We start from the raw sequence: 13,583 nt of genomic DNA, 5'->3' as shown, positions 1-13,583 counted from the left end.
GCATGAGTTTCCTTGGGGCCTTGCCCGCGCGCTTCCGGCGTGAACGGGTGCTGATCGTGGGCTGTGGCGACGTCGGCCTGCGAGCGGCCGGCGCCTTGGGCGCCGGTCGGCGCGCGCGCCTGCTGGCGCTCACCTCCAGTCCGGAGCGCATGCCTGGCCTGCGCGCGGCGGGCCTGGTGCCCTTGCGGGGCGACCTGGACGATGCGCGCAGCCTGCGCCGCCTGGCCGGCCTGGCCACGCGCGTGCTGCACCTGGCGCCGCCGCCTTCGGAGGACATGGCCGACTGGCGCATCGACCCACGCACGCGCGCCCTGGTGCACGCGCTGGCGCAGCGCACGCCCCCGCTGGCGCTGGTCTATGGCTCCACCACCGGCGTCTATGGCGACCGAGGTGGCGCCTGGACCAGCGAGTCGCAGCCCGCGCGGCCGCGCACCCCGCGCGCGGCGCGCCGCGTGGACGCGGAGGACCGTGTGCGCTGGCTGGGCCGCGCCCTGGGCGTGCGCGCCAGCGTGCTGCGCATCCCGGGCATCTACGCCAACGACCGTGAGGGCGGCACGCCGCGCGAGCGGCTGCTGCGCGGCACGCCCGTGCTGCGCGCCGAGGACGACGTCTACACGAGCCACATCCACGCCGACGACCTGGCGCGGGCCTGCGCGCTGGCGCTGTGGCGCGGCCGCGCGCAGCGCGTGCTCAACGTGGTGGACGACAGCGAACTCAAGATGGGCGACTACTTCGACCTCGCGGCCGATCTCTACGGCCTGCCACGCCCGCCGCGCGTGCCACGCGACACGGCGCAGGACCAGTTGCCGCTGGTGCTGCTGAGCTTCATGAGCGAATCGCGCCGCCTGCGCAACCAGCGGCTAAAGGATGAGCTGGGGCTGCGGCTGCGCTACCCCACCGTGGCCGAAGGCCTGCGCGGCTGAGGCCGGCGAGCGGCCAACAAAAAGCCCGCGTGGAGCGGGCTGGTTGCAGGGCTTGCTCTGGTGGTGCCGAAGGCCGGACTCGAACCGGCACGCCTTGCGGCGGCGGATTTTGAATCCGCTGCGTCTACCGATTTCGCCACTTCGGCCCGAGCAAGGGCGCGGATTATGGCACAGTGGCGCCATGCAATACCCCACCATCGAAGACGCCGTCGGCCGCACGCCGCTGGTGGCGCTGCAGCGCATCGGCGCGGCGGACAACGGCCCGCGCGGCAACGTCATCCTGGCCAAGCTGGAAGGCAACAACCCGGCCGGTTCGGTGAAAGACCGGCCCGCGCTGTCCATGATCCGGCGCGCCGAGGAGCGCGGCGACATCAAGCCCGGCGACACCCTGATCGAAGCCACTTCCGGCAACACCGGCATCGCGCTGGCCATGGCGGCGGCCATCAAGGGTTACCGCATGGTGCTCATCATGCCGGAGGACCTGTCCGTCGAACGCGCCCAGACCATGAAGGCCTTCGGCGCCGAGCTCATCCTCACGCCCAAAAGCGGCGGCATGGAGTCGGCGCGCGACCTGGCCGACAAGATGCAGGCCGATGGCAAGGGCCGGGTGCTCGACCAGTTCGCCAACCCCGACAACCCGCGCATCCACTACGAGACCACCGGCCCCGAGCTGTGGGAGCAGACCGGCGGGCGCATCACCCATTTCGTGAGCGCCATGGGCACCACCGGCACCATCACCGGCGTCTCGCGCTTCCTCAAGGAAAAGAACCCGGCCGTGCGCATCGTCGGTGCCCAGCCCAGCGAGGGTTCGCGCATCCCCGGCATCCGCAAATGGCCCGAGGAGTACCTGCCCAAGATCTACGACCCCAAGGCCGTCGACGAGATGATCTACGTCTCGCAGGCCGACGCCGAAGACATGGCCCGGCGCATGGCGCGCGAGGAAGGCATCTTCGGCGGCATCTCCGCCGCCGGGGCGCTCTGGACGGCCCTGCAGGTGTCGCGTCAGGTCGAGAACGCCACCATCGTGTTCGTGGTCTGCGACCGCGGCGACCGCTACCTGTCCACCGGCGTCTTCCCCGCCTGACCCCGTGAGCGGCGACGGCGCCTTCCGCTACTGCCCGCAATGCGCCACGGCGCTGCGCGAGATCGTCCAGGCCGAGGACGGCGGCGACAAGCGGCGCCTGCGCTGCCCGGCCTGCGGCTACACCCACTGGAACAATCCCACGCCGGTGCTGGCGGCCATCGTCGAGCTCGACGGGCGGGTGCTGCTGGCGCGCAACGCCGCCTGGCCGGGCCGCTTTTTCGGGCTGATCACCGGCTTCATGGAGGCTGGCGAGACGCCGGAGGAGGGCATCCGCCGAGAGATCACCGAGGAAACCTCGCTCGACACCGAGGCCCTGAGCCTGATGGCCGTGCACGATTTCCAGCGCATGAACCAGGTCATCATCACCTACCACGCCCGCTGCCGGGGCGAGGTGCGCCTGTCGCCGGAGCTGTCGGAGTACCGGCTGCTGGAGCCGGCGGCGGTGCGTTGTTGGCGGGCGGGTACGGGCCTGGCCCTGGCCCAGTGGCTTATGTCACGGGGCTTGCAGCCGCAATTCCTGGACGACACACCAAAGGCCGACGCGGCCTAAAATGCGCCGTTACCCAGACGGAGCCCTGCCTTCATGATCGCTGCTGACCGAGAACTCGACGCCCGGGGCCTGAACTGCCCGCTGCCCATCCTGAAGGCCAAGAAAGCCCTGGCCGAGATGCACAGCGGCCAGACCCTGAAGGTGGTGGCCACCGACGCCGGCTCGGTGCGCGATTTCCAGGCCTTCGCCAAGCAGACCGGCAACCTGCTCGTCCACCAGGAAACGCTGGGCGGCGATTTCGTGTCGGTGCTGAAACGGCGCTGATGCCCACGCCCATGGACGTCCTGCTCGTCGACCCGCTGGTGCCCGAAGCCCTGGCGTGGCTGCAGGAGCGCCATGACGTGGTCTACCTTCCCGAGCTGGCGGACGACCCCGCCGAGCTGCGCCGCGCGCTGGCCGAGGCCCGCGCCGTGGTGCTGCCGCCGCACGTGGTGGTCTCCCAGGAATTCCTGGACCATGCGCCCCACCTCATGATGGTCGCGCGCATGCAGATCTCCAGCGACAACACCGACCTCAACGCTTGCGCGCAGCGCGGCGTGCGCGTGCTGCAGGCGCGCAGCGCCACGGTGCGCTCCAACGCCGAGTACCTGCTCTACGGCCTGCTGATGCTCTACCGGCGTGGCATGGTGAGCGCGCTGCTGGGCCGCAAGCTGGGCCAGGTGCGCATGGGCCGCGAACTGGCGGGCAGCACCGTGGGCCTGCTGGGCCTGGCGCCGGTGGCGCACACGCTGGCGCCCATGCTGCGCAGCCTGGGCGTGCGCGTGCTGGGCTACGACCCGGCCGTGCACCACGCCGCCGAGCTCTGGGCCAAGCTGCACGTGGAGCCCGTGCCCCTGCACGAGCTGCTGGAGCGCGCCGACGCCATCTCGCTGCAAATGGTCTACGCCTCGCGCTTCAAGGGCTGGATCAACGAGCGCCTGCTCAACCACTGCAAGCCGGGCCAGCTCTGGGTGGGCGTGAGCCGCAGCGCGCTGTTCGACCCCGAGGCCCTGGCCCTGGCCCTGTGCGACGGCCGCATCGACGCCTGCCTGCTCGACGGCGCCAACGCCCAGTTCGCCGCGCCCGGTTCGCCGCTCTACGGCATTCCCAACCTGCACCTCACGCCCCGTCTGGGTTCGCACACGCGCGAGGCCAAGTTGCGGGCGAGCTGGTACCTGGCCCACCGCATCCACGAAACCCTGTCGCCCGACGACGCGCGCCGCGAGCCGGGCAGCAGCGACTTCTCCATGCTCGACAGCCTGGGCTTCCCCGAGTCGGGCGACCCGCCGCAGTCGGCCTCACCCTCGCAGTGGGCCTCGCTCGCGGCGCTGTCCAGGGACTGACCCCCACCGCGCGGCGCTGTACCCCCTGAGGGGCGGTGCCAGCGGCCCGGCCCAGCCGGTGCCGCTGTGCCCAGGGTTCAGCCCAGGCGCGCCAGCTGGGCCTGCACCTTCTCCAGCGTGGCGCCGAAGTCGGCCAGGCGCTGTTTTTCCTGCTCGATCACCGCCGCCGGGGCGCGCGCCACGAAGCCTTCGTTGCCAAGCTTGCCCTGGGCCTTCGCGATCTCGCCCTGCAGGCGGGCGGCTTCCTTGCCCAGGCGGACCTTCTCGGCCGCGACGTCGATTTCCATGAACAGGCACAGGCGGGCCTCGCCCACCACCGCCACGGGCGCGGCGCCCGCGGCCTGGGCCCAGGCGGCCTCGTCGTCGAACACGCGCACCTCGGCCAGCTTGGCCAGCGACTGCAGCACCGGCGCGGCACCGCGCAGGAAGGCGGCGTCGCCCACGGCGTAGAGCGGCAGGCGCTGGGCCGGTGACACGCCCATCTCGCCACGCAGGGTGCGGCAGGCGTCCACCAGCTTCTTCAGGCGCGCCACATGGGCTTCGGCGGCTTCGTCGATGCGCTCAGGCTGGCTCACCGGGTAGGCGGCCAGCGCCACCGATTCGCCGGCCCGCCCGGCCACCGGCGCCACCTTCTGCCACAGCTCTTCGGTGATGAAGGGAATGATGGGGTGGGCCAGGCGCTGGATGGCTTCCAGCGTGCGGATCAGGGTGCGGCGCGTGGCGCGCTGCTGCGCGGCGTCGCCGGTCTGGATCTGCACCTTGGCGATCTCCAGGTACCAGTCGCAGAACTCGTTCCAGACGAAGTCATAGATGGCGTTGGCGACGTTGTCCAGGCGGTACTCGGCGAAACCTTGCGCCACGGTGGCCTCGGTGCGCTGCAGCGCGGAGCTGATCCAGCGGTCGGCCTGGCTGAAGCTGAGGTAGCCATGGAAAGGCTGTCCCACGGCGCATTCGGCCTTGGTGTGCTCTTCGAGGCCGCAGTCCTGCCCTTCGCAGTTCATCAGCACGAAGCGCGTGGCGTTCCAGAGCTTGTTGCAGAAGTTGCGGTAGCCCTCGCAGCGCTTGCTGTCGAAGTTGATGCTGCGGCCCAGCGAGGCCAGGGCCGCGAAGGTGAAGCGCAGGGCGTCGGCGCCGTAGGCGGGAATGCCCTCGGGGAATTCTTTCTCGGTGTCCTTGCGCACGCGCGGCGCGGTCTCGGGCTTGCGCAGGCCGGTGGTGCGCTTGTCCAGCAGCGGCGCCAGCGCGATGCCGTCGATCAGGTCCACCGGGTCGAGCACGTTGCCTTCGCTCTTGCTCATCTTGCGGCCCTGGGCGTCGCGCACCAGGCCGTGGATGTAGACGTGGCGGAACGGCACGCGACCCGTGAAGTGGGTCGTCATCATGATCATGCGCGCGACCCAGAAGAAGATGATGTCGTAGCCCGTCACCAGCACGCTGCTGGGCAGGTAGACGTCGTAGTCCTCGGTGGGGCCGCCCTTGTGCTCGGGCCAGCCCATGGTGCTGAAGGGCACCAGCGCGGACGAGTACCAGGTGTCCAGCACGTCGGGGTCGCGCGTGAGGGTCTTGCCCGGGGCCTGTGCCTGGGCGTCGGCCTGATTGCGCGCCACGTAGACCCGGCCGTCCTCGTCGTACCAGGCGGGGATCTGGTGGCCCCACCAGAGTTGGCGGCTGATGCACCAGTCCTGGATGTTCTTCATCCACTGGTCGTAGGTGTTGACCCAGTTCTCGGGCACGAACTTCACCGCGCCCGAGTCGACGGCGTCGATCGCCTTCTGCGCGATGCTCTTGCCGCTGGGGTCCTGCTCGCTGACCTTGGTCATGGCCACGAACCACTGGTCGGTGAGCATGGGCTCCACCACCTGGCCGGTGCGCGCGCAGCGCGGCACCATGAGCTTGTGCTTCTTGGTCTCGACCAGCAGGCCCAGGGCCTCGAGGTCGGCCACCACGGCCTTGCGGGCCACGAAGCGGTCGAGGCCGCGGTATTTCTCGGGGGCGTTGTCATTGATCGCCGCGTCCAGCGTGAGCACGCCGATCTGCGGCAGGCCGTGGCGCTGGCCCACGGCGTAGTCGTTGTGGTCGTGCGCGGGGGTGACCTTGACCACGCCGGTGCCGAACTCGCGGTCGACATAGGCGTCGGCGATGACCGGAATCTCGCGATCACACAGCGGCAGCTTCACCGTCTTGCCGATCAGACCCGCGTAGCGCTCGTCCTCAGGGTGCACCATGACGGCGCTGTCGCCCAGCATGGTTTCGGGGCGCGTGGTGGCCACCACCACCGAACCGCTGCCGTCGGCCAGGGGGTAGCGGATGTGCCAGAGGAAGCCGTCTTCCTCCTCGCTCTCCACCTCCAGGTCGCTCACCGCCGACTTGAGCACCGGGTCCCAGTTGACCAGGCGCTTGCCGCGGTAGATGAGGCCCTGCTCGTACAGGCGCACGAAGGTTTCGGTCACCACGGCCGAAAGCTTGGGGTCCATGGTGAAGTACTCGCGCGACCAGTCCACGGTGTCGCCCATGCGGCGCATCTGTGTGGTGATGGTGTCGCCGCTCTTTTCCTTCCACTGCCAGACCTTCTGCGTGAAGGCCTCGCGGCCGAGGTCGTGGCGCTTGAGGCCCTGTTCCTGCAGCTGGCGCTCGACCACGATCTGGGTGGCGATGCCCGCGTGGTCGGTGCCCGGCACCCACAGCGTGTTCGCGCCCATCATGCGGTGGTAGCGCGTCAGGCTGTCCATGATGGTCTGGTTGAACGCGTGGCCCATGTGCAGGGTGCCGGTCACGTTCGGCGGCGGCAGCTGGATGGAGAAGGCGGGTGCGCCGGCCTTGGCCTCGCCGGTGCCGCGGAACCCGGCCTTTCCTACGCCGCGCTGCTCCCACCAGGGGCCCCAGCGGGCTTCGATGGGGGCGGGTTCGAAGGACTTGGCCAGCGAGGCCAGGCCAGGTTGCTGCACGGTGTCGGTCATGGGGGACGCCAGTAATGGCAACGGCATCCCGTGGGATGCCGTTGGAGATGACGGGGGGGAAGCGGGCATTTTAGCCCGCCACCCCCCGGGGCATGGGGCCTGGTGGCGCTCTCAGGCGGCCTCTCGGGCCGCCTGGATGCACGCGGCCAGCACCGCTGCGTCGCCGACCTGATTGGCCAGCAGCAGGATGAGGCGCGCGCTGAACGCCTGGAGTTGCTCGGGCGACAGGCCCGCCTGCGCGTCCAGCAACTGCTCGTAGAAGGTGTCGGCGTCCTGCCAGTGGGGGTTGGTGATCATGCGTGCACTCCGGTGAGGCCCAGGGTGAGGCCAATGGCCTGCACCAGGCGGCCGTCGATGGCGCCGCCGCTGGCGGCGAGGTAGCCGTCCGGCCGCACCAGGGCCCAGGCGGGTTCGTCGCCTTCGGCCAGGCCGCAGGCGCCGCGCAGGTGGCCCTGCGGGTCGCGGACGTGTTCGCTGGCTTGGGCCGGGGCGCGGCCGGCGGGCACCTGCACCGCGCGCAGCGGCGTGGTGGCCAGCACCTCGCGCAGGCGCCGCAGCGCGGGCGCATCCAGCGCGCCAAAGCACAGCAGCAGCAGTTCGCCGCCGGCCCAGTCCAGCAGCTGGTTCATGCGGCCCGCCTGGCCGTTGGCCCAGCGGAAGGCCACGTTCTGGACCGACTGGCCCGCGGCGCTGCCGGGCGCGTACTGCACGATGCGCGATTGCGTGTAGGGGTTGGCCACGGCCATGCGGCCGGTGTTGACGAGGGCGCGCGCGAAGGGGTGGCGCTTGGCCAGGGCGATGGCCGCGTCGCGGTAGACCCGCTCGATGCCCTCGGCCGGGCGCAGGAAGCGCGCGGTGCGGTTGGTCACGCGCACGTTCTCGCGCGCGGCCTCCAGGCGCTCGTCCTCGTAGCTGTCCAGCAGGCCGGGCGCGGCCTGGCCGCGCAGCACGGCGGCCAGTTTCCAGGCCAGGTTGTCGGCGTCGGCCACGCCGGTGTTGCCGCCGCGCGCGCCGAAGGGGCTGACCACCTTGGCCGAGTCGCCCATGAAGTACACGCGCCCGTGGCGCATGTGGTGCACGCACTCGCTGCGGTAGGCGTAGGGACCGACCCAGACGATCTCGACCTCCACCTCGGGGCCGAACTGGCGCGCCAGGCGCTCGCGCACCACGTCCTCGCGGCTGACGTGGGCCGGGTCGGCGTTGGGCGCCATCTGGTAGTCGATGCGCCAGACGTCGTCGGCCATCAGGTGCTGCCAGACCGCGCGGTTCTCGTTGAAGGGCGCCTCGATCCAGGTGTGGCGCTCCGTCGGCGGGCGGGTGCTGAAGCGCACGTCGGCGATGCACCAGCGGTCGTCGCCGCGCTTGCTGTCGAACGGCACCTGCAGCCACTTGCGCAGCGGGCTGTTGCTGCCGGTGGCGTCGATGACGTGCTCGGCCTCGATGCGGTAGCTGCCCGCGGGCGTTTCCACGGTGAGCGTGGCCAACTGCTCGTTCTGCTCAAAGGCGGTGAGGCGGTTGCGCCAGCGCAGCTCGACGTGGCCGAGTTGCTGGATGCGGTCGACCAGGAAGGCCTCGATATAGAACTGCTGGATGTTGATGAAGGGCGGCTGCTGGCTGAGGTTGAAGCTGCCCTGCTGGCGCAGGTCGAAGCTGTAGACCTCGTCGTCGCCAGCGAAGGTGCGGCCCACGCTCCACTGCGTGCCCTTGGCGGCGATGGGCTCGTAGACGCCCAGGCGCTCGAAGATCTCCAGCGATTTCTGCGTGTAGCAGATGCCGCGCGAGGAGGCGCCCTTGACGCCGACGGTGTCGTCCTCGTCGATCAGGATGGCCTTGACACCCAGCCGCGCGAGCGAGCAGGCCAGGGTGAGGCCGGTGATGCCGCCGCCGACGATGACGATGGGGTGGCGGGCCGGCGCCTGGCTGTGGAGTTCTGGGGGCGGCACGAAGGGGTAGGTGGGCAGCTCGTAGCCGCCGCCCTGGGTGAACTCATAGCCGTTGGTGTGGGCGACGTCCCGGTAGGTGTTCAGCGACATGGGTGCCGTCCTTCAGCCCTTGGCCCGCTCGGCCACTTCGGGCCGGTCGTTCTGCTGCGGCTTGAGCGGCGCGGCGCTCTTGCCCGCCGCGCGTTCCTTGCGCCACTGCTCCTTGCGGGCGTTCCATTCGCCCAGGCGGGCGTGCGCGGTCTTGCTTTCCTGCAGCATCTGGAACTCGTCGGCCAGCTGGGCCGTCAGTTCCAGCCGGATGCCGTTCGGGTCGAAGAAATAGATGCTCTTGAAGATGTGGTGGTCGGTCACCCCCAGCACCTCGATCCCGCTCGCCTCCAGGCGCGCCTTGGTGTTCTCCAGCTCGCCGACGGTGTTCACCCGGAAGCTGATGTGGTTCACCCACTTCGGCGTGTTCGGGCTCGGCAGCGCCGCCTCGTCGTCGCCCAGGTCGAAGAAGGCGATGAAGGAGCCGTCCTGCAGGCGGAAGAAGAAGTGCGTGTACGGGCAGTACTCGCCCGTGCTGGGTACGTAGTCGCTCTGGATGATGTGGTAGAGCGGCAGGCCCAGGATGTCTTCGTAGAAATGCCGCGTTTCCTCCGCGTCGCGCGCGCGGTACGCGTAGTGGTGCAGTTGCTGGATCGGGGCCGGCGCGGGCAGGTCGGCGCGGGGCATGGCAGGCGTCATGGCGGTCTCCTTGAACGGTGCTGGCAATTTACCATAGTGAAATGCATTTCGCAAAACGTAATTCTCTGGGCGGCGGCCATGGCCCTGGGGCGGGGGGCGGCGGCGGGGCTTCGCGATAATCGAGGTCTCCGTCGGCCCGTCTGGTTCCACCGTTCATCCATGCTATTCCTGATCTCGCCCGCCAAGGCCCTCGATTTCGAGACGCCCCCCCATGTGAAGGCGCACACCCAGCCGCTGTTCGTCGAGCAGGCGGCGGAGCTGATCGAGGTGCTCAAGCGCAAGACGCCGCAGCAGATCGCCACGCTCATGGACCTGTCGGACAAGCTGGCCGCGCTCAACGCCGCGCGCTACGAAGCCTGGGTGCCGAAGTTCACCGCCAAGAACGCCAAGCAGGCTGTGCTGGCCTTCGATGGCGACGTCTACGGCGGCCTGGACGCCAAGAACCTGTCCGAAACCGAGCTGGAGTGGCTGCAGCAGCACCTGTGCATCCTCAGCGGCCTGTACGGCGTGCTGCGCCCGCTTGACTGGATGCAGCCCTACCGGCTGGAGATGGGCACGCGCCTGAAGACGCCGCGCGGCGCCAACCTCTACGCCTTCTGGGGCAGCCGCATCGCCGACTACCTGAACCAGCGCGCCCTGGCCGACAAGAGCCCGGTGGTGATCAACCTGGCCAGCGAGGAGTACTTCAAGGCGGTGGACCTGAAGGTGTTGCGCCCGCGCGTGGTCAGCTGCGTGTTCGAGGAGCGCAAGCCCGCGGGCTACAAGGTCATCAGCTTCATGGCCAAGCGCGCGCGCGGGCTCATGGTGCGCTGGGCCGTGCGGCACCAGGCCAGCACGCCCGAGCAGCTCAAGGCCTTCGACCTCGAGGGCTACCGCTTCACGCCCGACGCGTCCGGGCCCGACCGGCTGGTGTTCCGGCGCGAGGCCACCTCCTGAGAGCGACACCGGAGACCGCCATGTCCCAGTCCGTCACGCCCGAACTGCGCCGCTGGATCATCGAGCAGGCCAGCGCCGGCTGCACGCCCGAGTCCGTGCTCAAGGCCATGCTCGACGCCGGCTGGAACGCCGGCGTGGCCGAGGCCGCGCTGGAGCGCACGCTGCTGGAGCACCTGTCCACCGTTTCGCCCGGCGCGCTGGCCCAGGCCGCCCCCGAAGTGAGGGAGGCCGTGCAGGGTGTGGTGGGGCAGGGCTCGGCGGTGCCGGTCATCGACACCTCGGGTTCGCCGCGCCGCATCGACGCCGGTGACCGCTGGGTGGACGTCATCGCGCACGTGAACCACCCGCGCGTGGTGGTGCTGGGCAACCTGCTCAGCGCCGAGGAGTGCGAGGCCATCATCGAATCGGCCAAGCCCCGGCTGGCGCGCTCGCTCACGGTGCAGACCGCCACCGGCGGCGAGGAGCTCAACCCCGACCGCACCAGCAGCGGCATGTTCTTCGCGCGCGGCCAGACGCCCGAGGTCACGGCCGTGGAGCAGCGCATCGCGCGCCTGGTGGGCTGGCCGATGGAAAACGGCGAGGGCCTGCAGGTGCTGCACTACCGCCCGGGCGCCGAGTACAAGCCGCACTACGACTACTTCGATCCCAACGAGGCCGGCACGCCCACCATCCTCAAGCGCGGCGGCCAGCGCGTGGCCACGCTGGTGATGTACCTCAACGAACCGGCGCGCGGCGGCGGCACCACCTTCCCCGACGTCGGCCTGGAGGTGGCGCCCGTGCGCGGCCACGCCGTCTTCTTCAGCTACGACCGGCCGCACCCGAGCACGCGCACCCTGCACGGCGGCGCGCCGGTGCTCGAGGGCGAGAAGTGGGTCGCCACCAAGTGGCTGCGCGAACGAGAGTTCAGTTAAAGCCGAGATGAGCCAGAACACCCCCGAACAATCGCAGCTGGGCAAGGCCTCGGCCTACGTCGACCGCTACGACCCCTCGCTGATCTTCCCGCTGCCGCGCGAGGCCAAGCGGCGCGAGATCGGCATCGCCGGCGACGTGCCCTTCGTGGGCTGCGACCTGTGGACGGCCTACGAGCTGTCCTGGCTCAACCCGCGCGGCAAGCCGCAGGTGGCCATCGCGCACATCACCGTGCCGGCCGAGAGCACGCACATCGTGGAGAGCAAGTCCTTCAAGCTCTACCTCAACAGCTTCAACAACACGCCCTTCGACAGCGCCGACGCCGTGCGCGATCGCCTGCGCGCGGACCTGAGCGCCGCCGTCTGGCATGGCGGGCCCATGCAGGCCGGCGTGGGCGTGAAGCTGCTGGCGCCCGAACGCTTCGACGCCGAACCCATCCACGAGCTTGACGGCCTGAGCCTGGACCGGCTCGACGTGGAGTGCACGCGCTACGAGCCCGCGCCCGAGCTGCTCACGGCGGCCTTCGACGAACAACCCGTGAGCGAAACCCTGGTCAGCCACCTGCTCAAGAGCAACTGCCTGGTGACCGGCCAGCCCGACTGGGGCAGCGTGCAGATCGCCTACAGCGGCCCGCAGATCGATCAGGCGGGCCTGCTGCAGTACCTGGTGAGCTTTCGCAACCACAACGAATTCCACGAGCAGTGCGTGGAGCGCATCTACATGGACCTGTGGACGCGCTGCAAACCCGCCAAGCTGAGCGTCTACGCGCGCTACACGCGCCGCGGCGGGCTGGACATCAACCCCTGGCGCAGCAGCCACCCGCAGCAGCCGCCGGCCAATGTGCGCACGGCGCGGCAATGAGGGGGCTGACCGTTGGTCAGGCCAATCGCGGAATTGCCGAAATCCTTAGGTGAATCCTGGCATCGCGCGTAGGATCGCGCGCTTCGCCGTCCTCGAACGGCCGTTCACTGACCGCTCGGTCCTCTCGGGCTGGCGGTCTTCTCAGGTGGCCCACTTCCACGTGGCAACCGCCTTCTCTCGCGGCGTCCGTGCCATTGCAGGCCGGCCCGCTTCTCTGAAAGGCTCAGTCATGAGCAGCAAACTGTACGTGGGCAACCTGCCCTACTCCGTCAACGACGACGCGCTTCGTCACAACTTCTCCGAATACGGCGCCGTGGCCTCGGCCAAGGTCATGACCGACCGCGACAGCGGCCGCTCCAAGGGTTTCGGTTTCGTCGAGATGTCCTCGCCGGCCGAGGCGCAGGCCGCCATCGATGGCCTCAATGGCCAGTCGGTCGATGGCCGCCAGATCGTGGTCAACATCTCGCGCCCCAAAGAAGGCGGCGGCGGTGGCTACCGCAGCAACGGTCCGCGCTACTAAGCCCTGACCTCTCGTCAAAAAGCCGGCGCTCGCGCCGGCTTTTTTCTTTGGTCGCCTCAGATCTGCTTGTGGATCAGCGGCCCGTGGAACAGCACCGGCCCGGTGGGACCGCGCTCGCTGGGCACGCCACCCAGGGGTTCCAGGCTGATGGCCAGCGCGGGCACCTCGCGCACCGCGCTTTCGCTGGCCGCCAGCTGCAGCAGGCGCTCGGGCGTGAGCACGCCCAGCGAGCGGGGCGCTGCGCCCGGCGGCAGCGCCCAGAGCTGCAGCGAACGGTCGGCCGCTTCCTGGTAGCCGCCCACGCGCTGCAGGCTCAGGCGGTTGTGCTTGGGGTCGAAGGTGATCAGCACCGCCGGCCGGGCCTGGTCGTCGTTGAGCACGGACACGTAGCGCACGTCGGGGGTGGCCGCCAGCTGGCGCTGCAGCGCGGCCACTTCGGCGCCGCGCCGGTCCAGTTCGCCGCGCAGCGCGGGCAGCAGCGCCAGCGCCAGCGCCACCGCGCACAGTCCGGCCAATCCGGCGCCGCGCCACAGCGCCAGGCTGTGCCACCAACCCGTGGCCGGCGCCACCGCCGCCTCCTGGCGCTGCTTCGCGAGGGCGGCGCCCTCGGCGTCGGCGCGCACCAGGTTCTGGATGCGCGTCCACACCTGCGGCCCGGGCTCGGCGCCCGCCTGCAGTTCGTTGAGGCTGGCCACGCGGGTCTGCCATTCGATGGCGGCCGCGCGCACCGCGGGCTGTTCGCGCGCGATGGCCTCGAAGCGGCGCCGCGCGCCGCCGCGCAGCGTGCCCAGGGCGTGCGCGGCGGCCAGGCGTTGCAGCAGTTCGGGGTGGCGGTGCAATTGCATGGCGCGG

General features: G+C 70.2%; 14 protein-coding genes and 1 tRNA gene. 9 read left to right on the top strand and 6 right to left on the bottom strand.

What is annotated here, in order from left to right; translation table 11 throughout:
* Positions 1-2 precede the first annotated feature (2 nt).
* Entirely contained in the window at positions 3-923 is a 921-nt protein-coding gene (locus tag JNX00_RS16645) for an NAD-dependent epimerase/dehydratase family protein (RefSeq protein WP_204742931.1), read from the top strand.
* Positions 924-984: 61 nt separating this feature from the next.
* Here the strand turns inward: JNX00_RS16645 and JNX00_RS16640 are convergent.
* A tRNA-Leu gene (locus JNX00_RS16640) sits at positions 985-1,069 on the bottom strand.
* A gap of 35 nt (positions 1,070-1,104) precedes the next feature.
* Between JNX00_RS16640 and cysM the strand changes: the two genes are divergently transcribed.
* Genes cysM through JNX00_RS16620 form a run of 4 tightly spaced genes read left to right on the top strand, consistent with a single transcriptional unit; the run spans position 1,105 to position 3,879 of the window.
* A complete protein-coding gene (gene cysM, locus JNX00_RS16635) occupies positions 1,105-2,007 on the top strand; it encodes a cysteine synthase CysM (protein ID WP_070397378.1) in 903 nt (300 codons plus the stop codon).
* Positions 2,008-2,011: 4 nt separating this feature from the next.
* A complete protein-coding gene (locus JNX00_RS16630) occupies positions 2,012-2,557 on the top strand; it encodes an NUDIX hydrolase (protein WP_204742930.1) in 546 nt (181 codons plus the stop codon).
* A gap of 36 nt (positions 2,558-2,593) precedes the next feature.
* A complete protein-coding gene (locus JNX00_RS16625; protein ID WP_116959620.1) occupies positions 2,594-2,821 on the top strand; it encodes a sulfurtransferase TusA family protein in 228 nt (75 codons plus the stop codon).
* Between the two features lie 11 nt (positions 2,822-2,832).
* Entirely contained in the window at positions 2,833-3,879 is a 1,047-nt protein-coding gene (locus tag JNX00_RS16620; protein ID WP_239478167.1) for an NAD(P)-dependent oxidoreductase, read from the top strand.
* 77 nt (positions 3,880-3,956) lie between these two features.
* Here JNX00_RS16620 and JNX00_RS16615 read toward each other — a convergent pair whose 3' ends face one another.
* From JNX00_RS16615 to JNX00_RS16600, 4 genes are all read right to left on the bottom strand, one after another.
* The gene (locus JNX00_RS16615) at positions 3,957-6,836 is read right to left on the bottom strand and encodes a valine--tRNA ligase (protein WP_204742929.1); all 2,880 of its coding nucleotides are present in this window, start codon (positions 6,834-6,836) and stop codon (positions 3,957-3,959) included.
* A gap of 111 nt (positions 6,837-6,947) precedes the next feature.
* The gene (locus JNX00_RS16610) at positions 6,948-7,133 is read right to left on the bottom strand and encodes a DUF2783 domain-containing protein (protein WP_204742928.1); all 186 of its coding nucleotides are present in this window, start codon (positions 7,131-7,133) and stop codon (positions 6,948-6,950) included.
* A complete protein-coding gene (locus JNX00_RS16605; protein WP_070397384.1) occupies positions 7,130-8,869 on the bottom strand; it encodes an FAD-dependent oxidoreductase in 1,740 nt (579 codons plus the stop codon). Before JNX00_RS16605 ends, JNX00_RS16610 begins: the two co-directional genes overlap by 4 nt.
* A 12-nt stretch (positions 8,870-8,881) precedes the next feature.
* On the bottom strand, positions 8,882-9,505 hold the full coding sequence (locus JNX00_RS16600) for a VOC family protein (RefSeq protein WP_070397385.1): 624 nt from the start codon (positions 9,503-9,505) through the stop codon (positions 8,882-8,884).
* A gap of 159 nt (positions 9,506-9,664) precedes the next feature.
* Here JNX00_RS16600 and yaaA point away from each other — a divergent pair, with 159 nt between their 5' ends.
* The 4 genes from yaaA to JNX00_RS16580 all read left to right on the top strand — a co-directional run bounded on the left by yaaA (position 9,665) and on the right by JNX00_RS16580 (position 12,731).
* Positions 9,665-10,441: a peroxide stress protein YaaA gene (yaaA, locus tag JNX00_RS16595; protein WP_204742927.1), complete on the top strand. Its 777-nt coding sequence runs from the start codon at positions 9,665-9,667 to the stop codon at positions 10,439-10,441.
* Between the two features lie 20 nt (positions 10,442-10,461).
* Positions 10,462-11,352, top strand: coding sequence for a 2OG-Fe(II) oxygenase (locus JNX00_RS16590; RefSeq protein WP_070397387.1), 891 nt, complete (start codon positions 10,462-10,464; stop codon positions 11,350-11,352).
* A 7-nt stretch (positions 11,353-11,359) separates the two neighbouring features.
* Positions 11,360-12,211 (top strand): NADPH-dependent 7-cyano-7-deazaguanine reductase QueF, encoded by an 852-nt coding sequence (gene queF, locus JNX00_RS16585; protein ID WP_070397388.1) that lies wholly within the window; start codon positions 11,360-11,362, stop codon positions 12,209-12,211.
* Between the two features lie 193 nt (positions 12,212-12,404).
* The gene (locus JNX00_RS16580; RefSeq protein ID WP_275564528.1) at positions 12,405-12,731 is read left to right on the top strand and encodes an RNA-binding protein; all 327 of its coding nucleotides are present in this window, start codon (positions 12,405-12,407) and stop codon (positions 12,729-12,731) included.
* 56 nt (positions 12,732-12,787) lie between these two features.
* Here the strand turns inward: JNX00_RS16580 and JNX00_RS16575 are convergent, their stop codons facing one another.
* Positions 12,788-13,576, bottom strand: a complete 789-nt coding sequence (locus JNX00_RS16575) for an anti-sigma factor (RefSeq protein ID WP_204742925.1) — start codon at positions 13,574-13,576, stop codon at positions 12,788-12,790.
* Positions 13,577-13,583: the final 7 nt, after the last annotated feature.

The organism is Hydrogenophaga sp. YM1, from assembly GCF_016903055.1.
Taxonomy (GTDB): Bacteria; Pseudomonadota; Gammaproteobacteria; order Burkholderiales; family Burkholderiaceae_C; genus Hydrogenophaga; species Hydrogenophaga borbori.
Note: the sequence above shows the minus strand (reverse complement) of the source record. Positions and strands in the feature narration are given on the sequence as shown.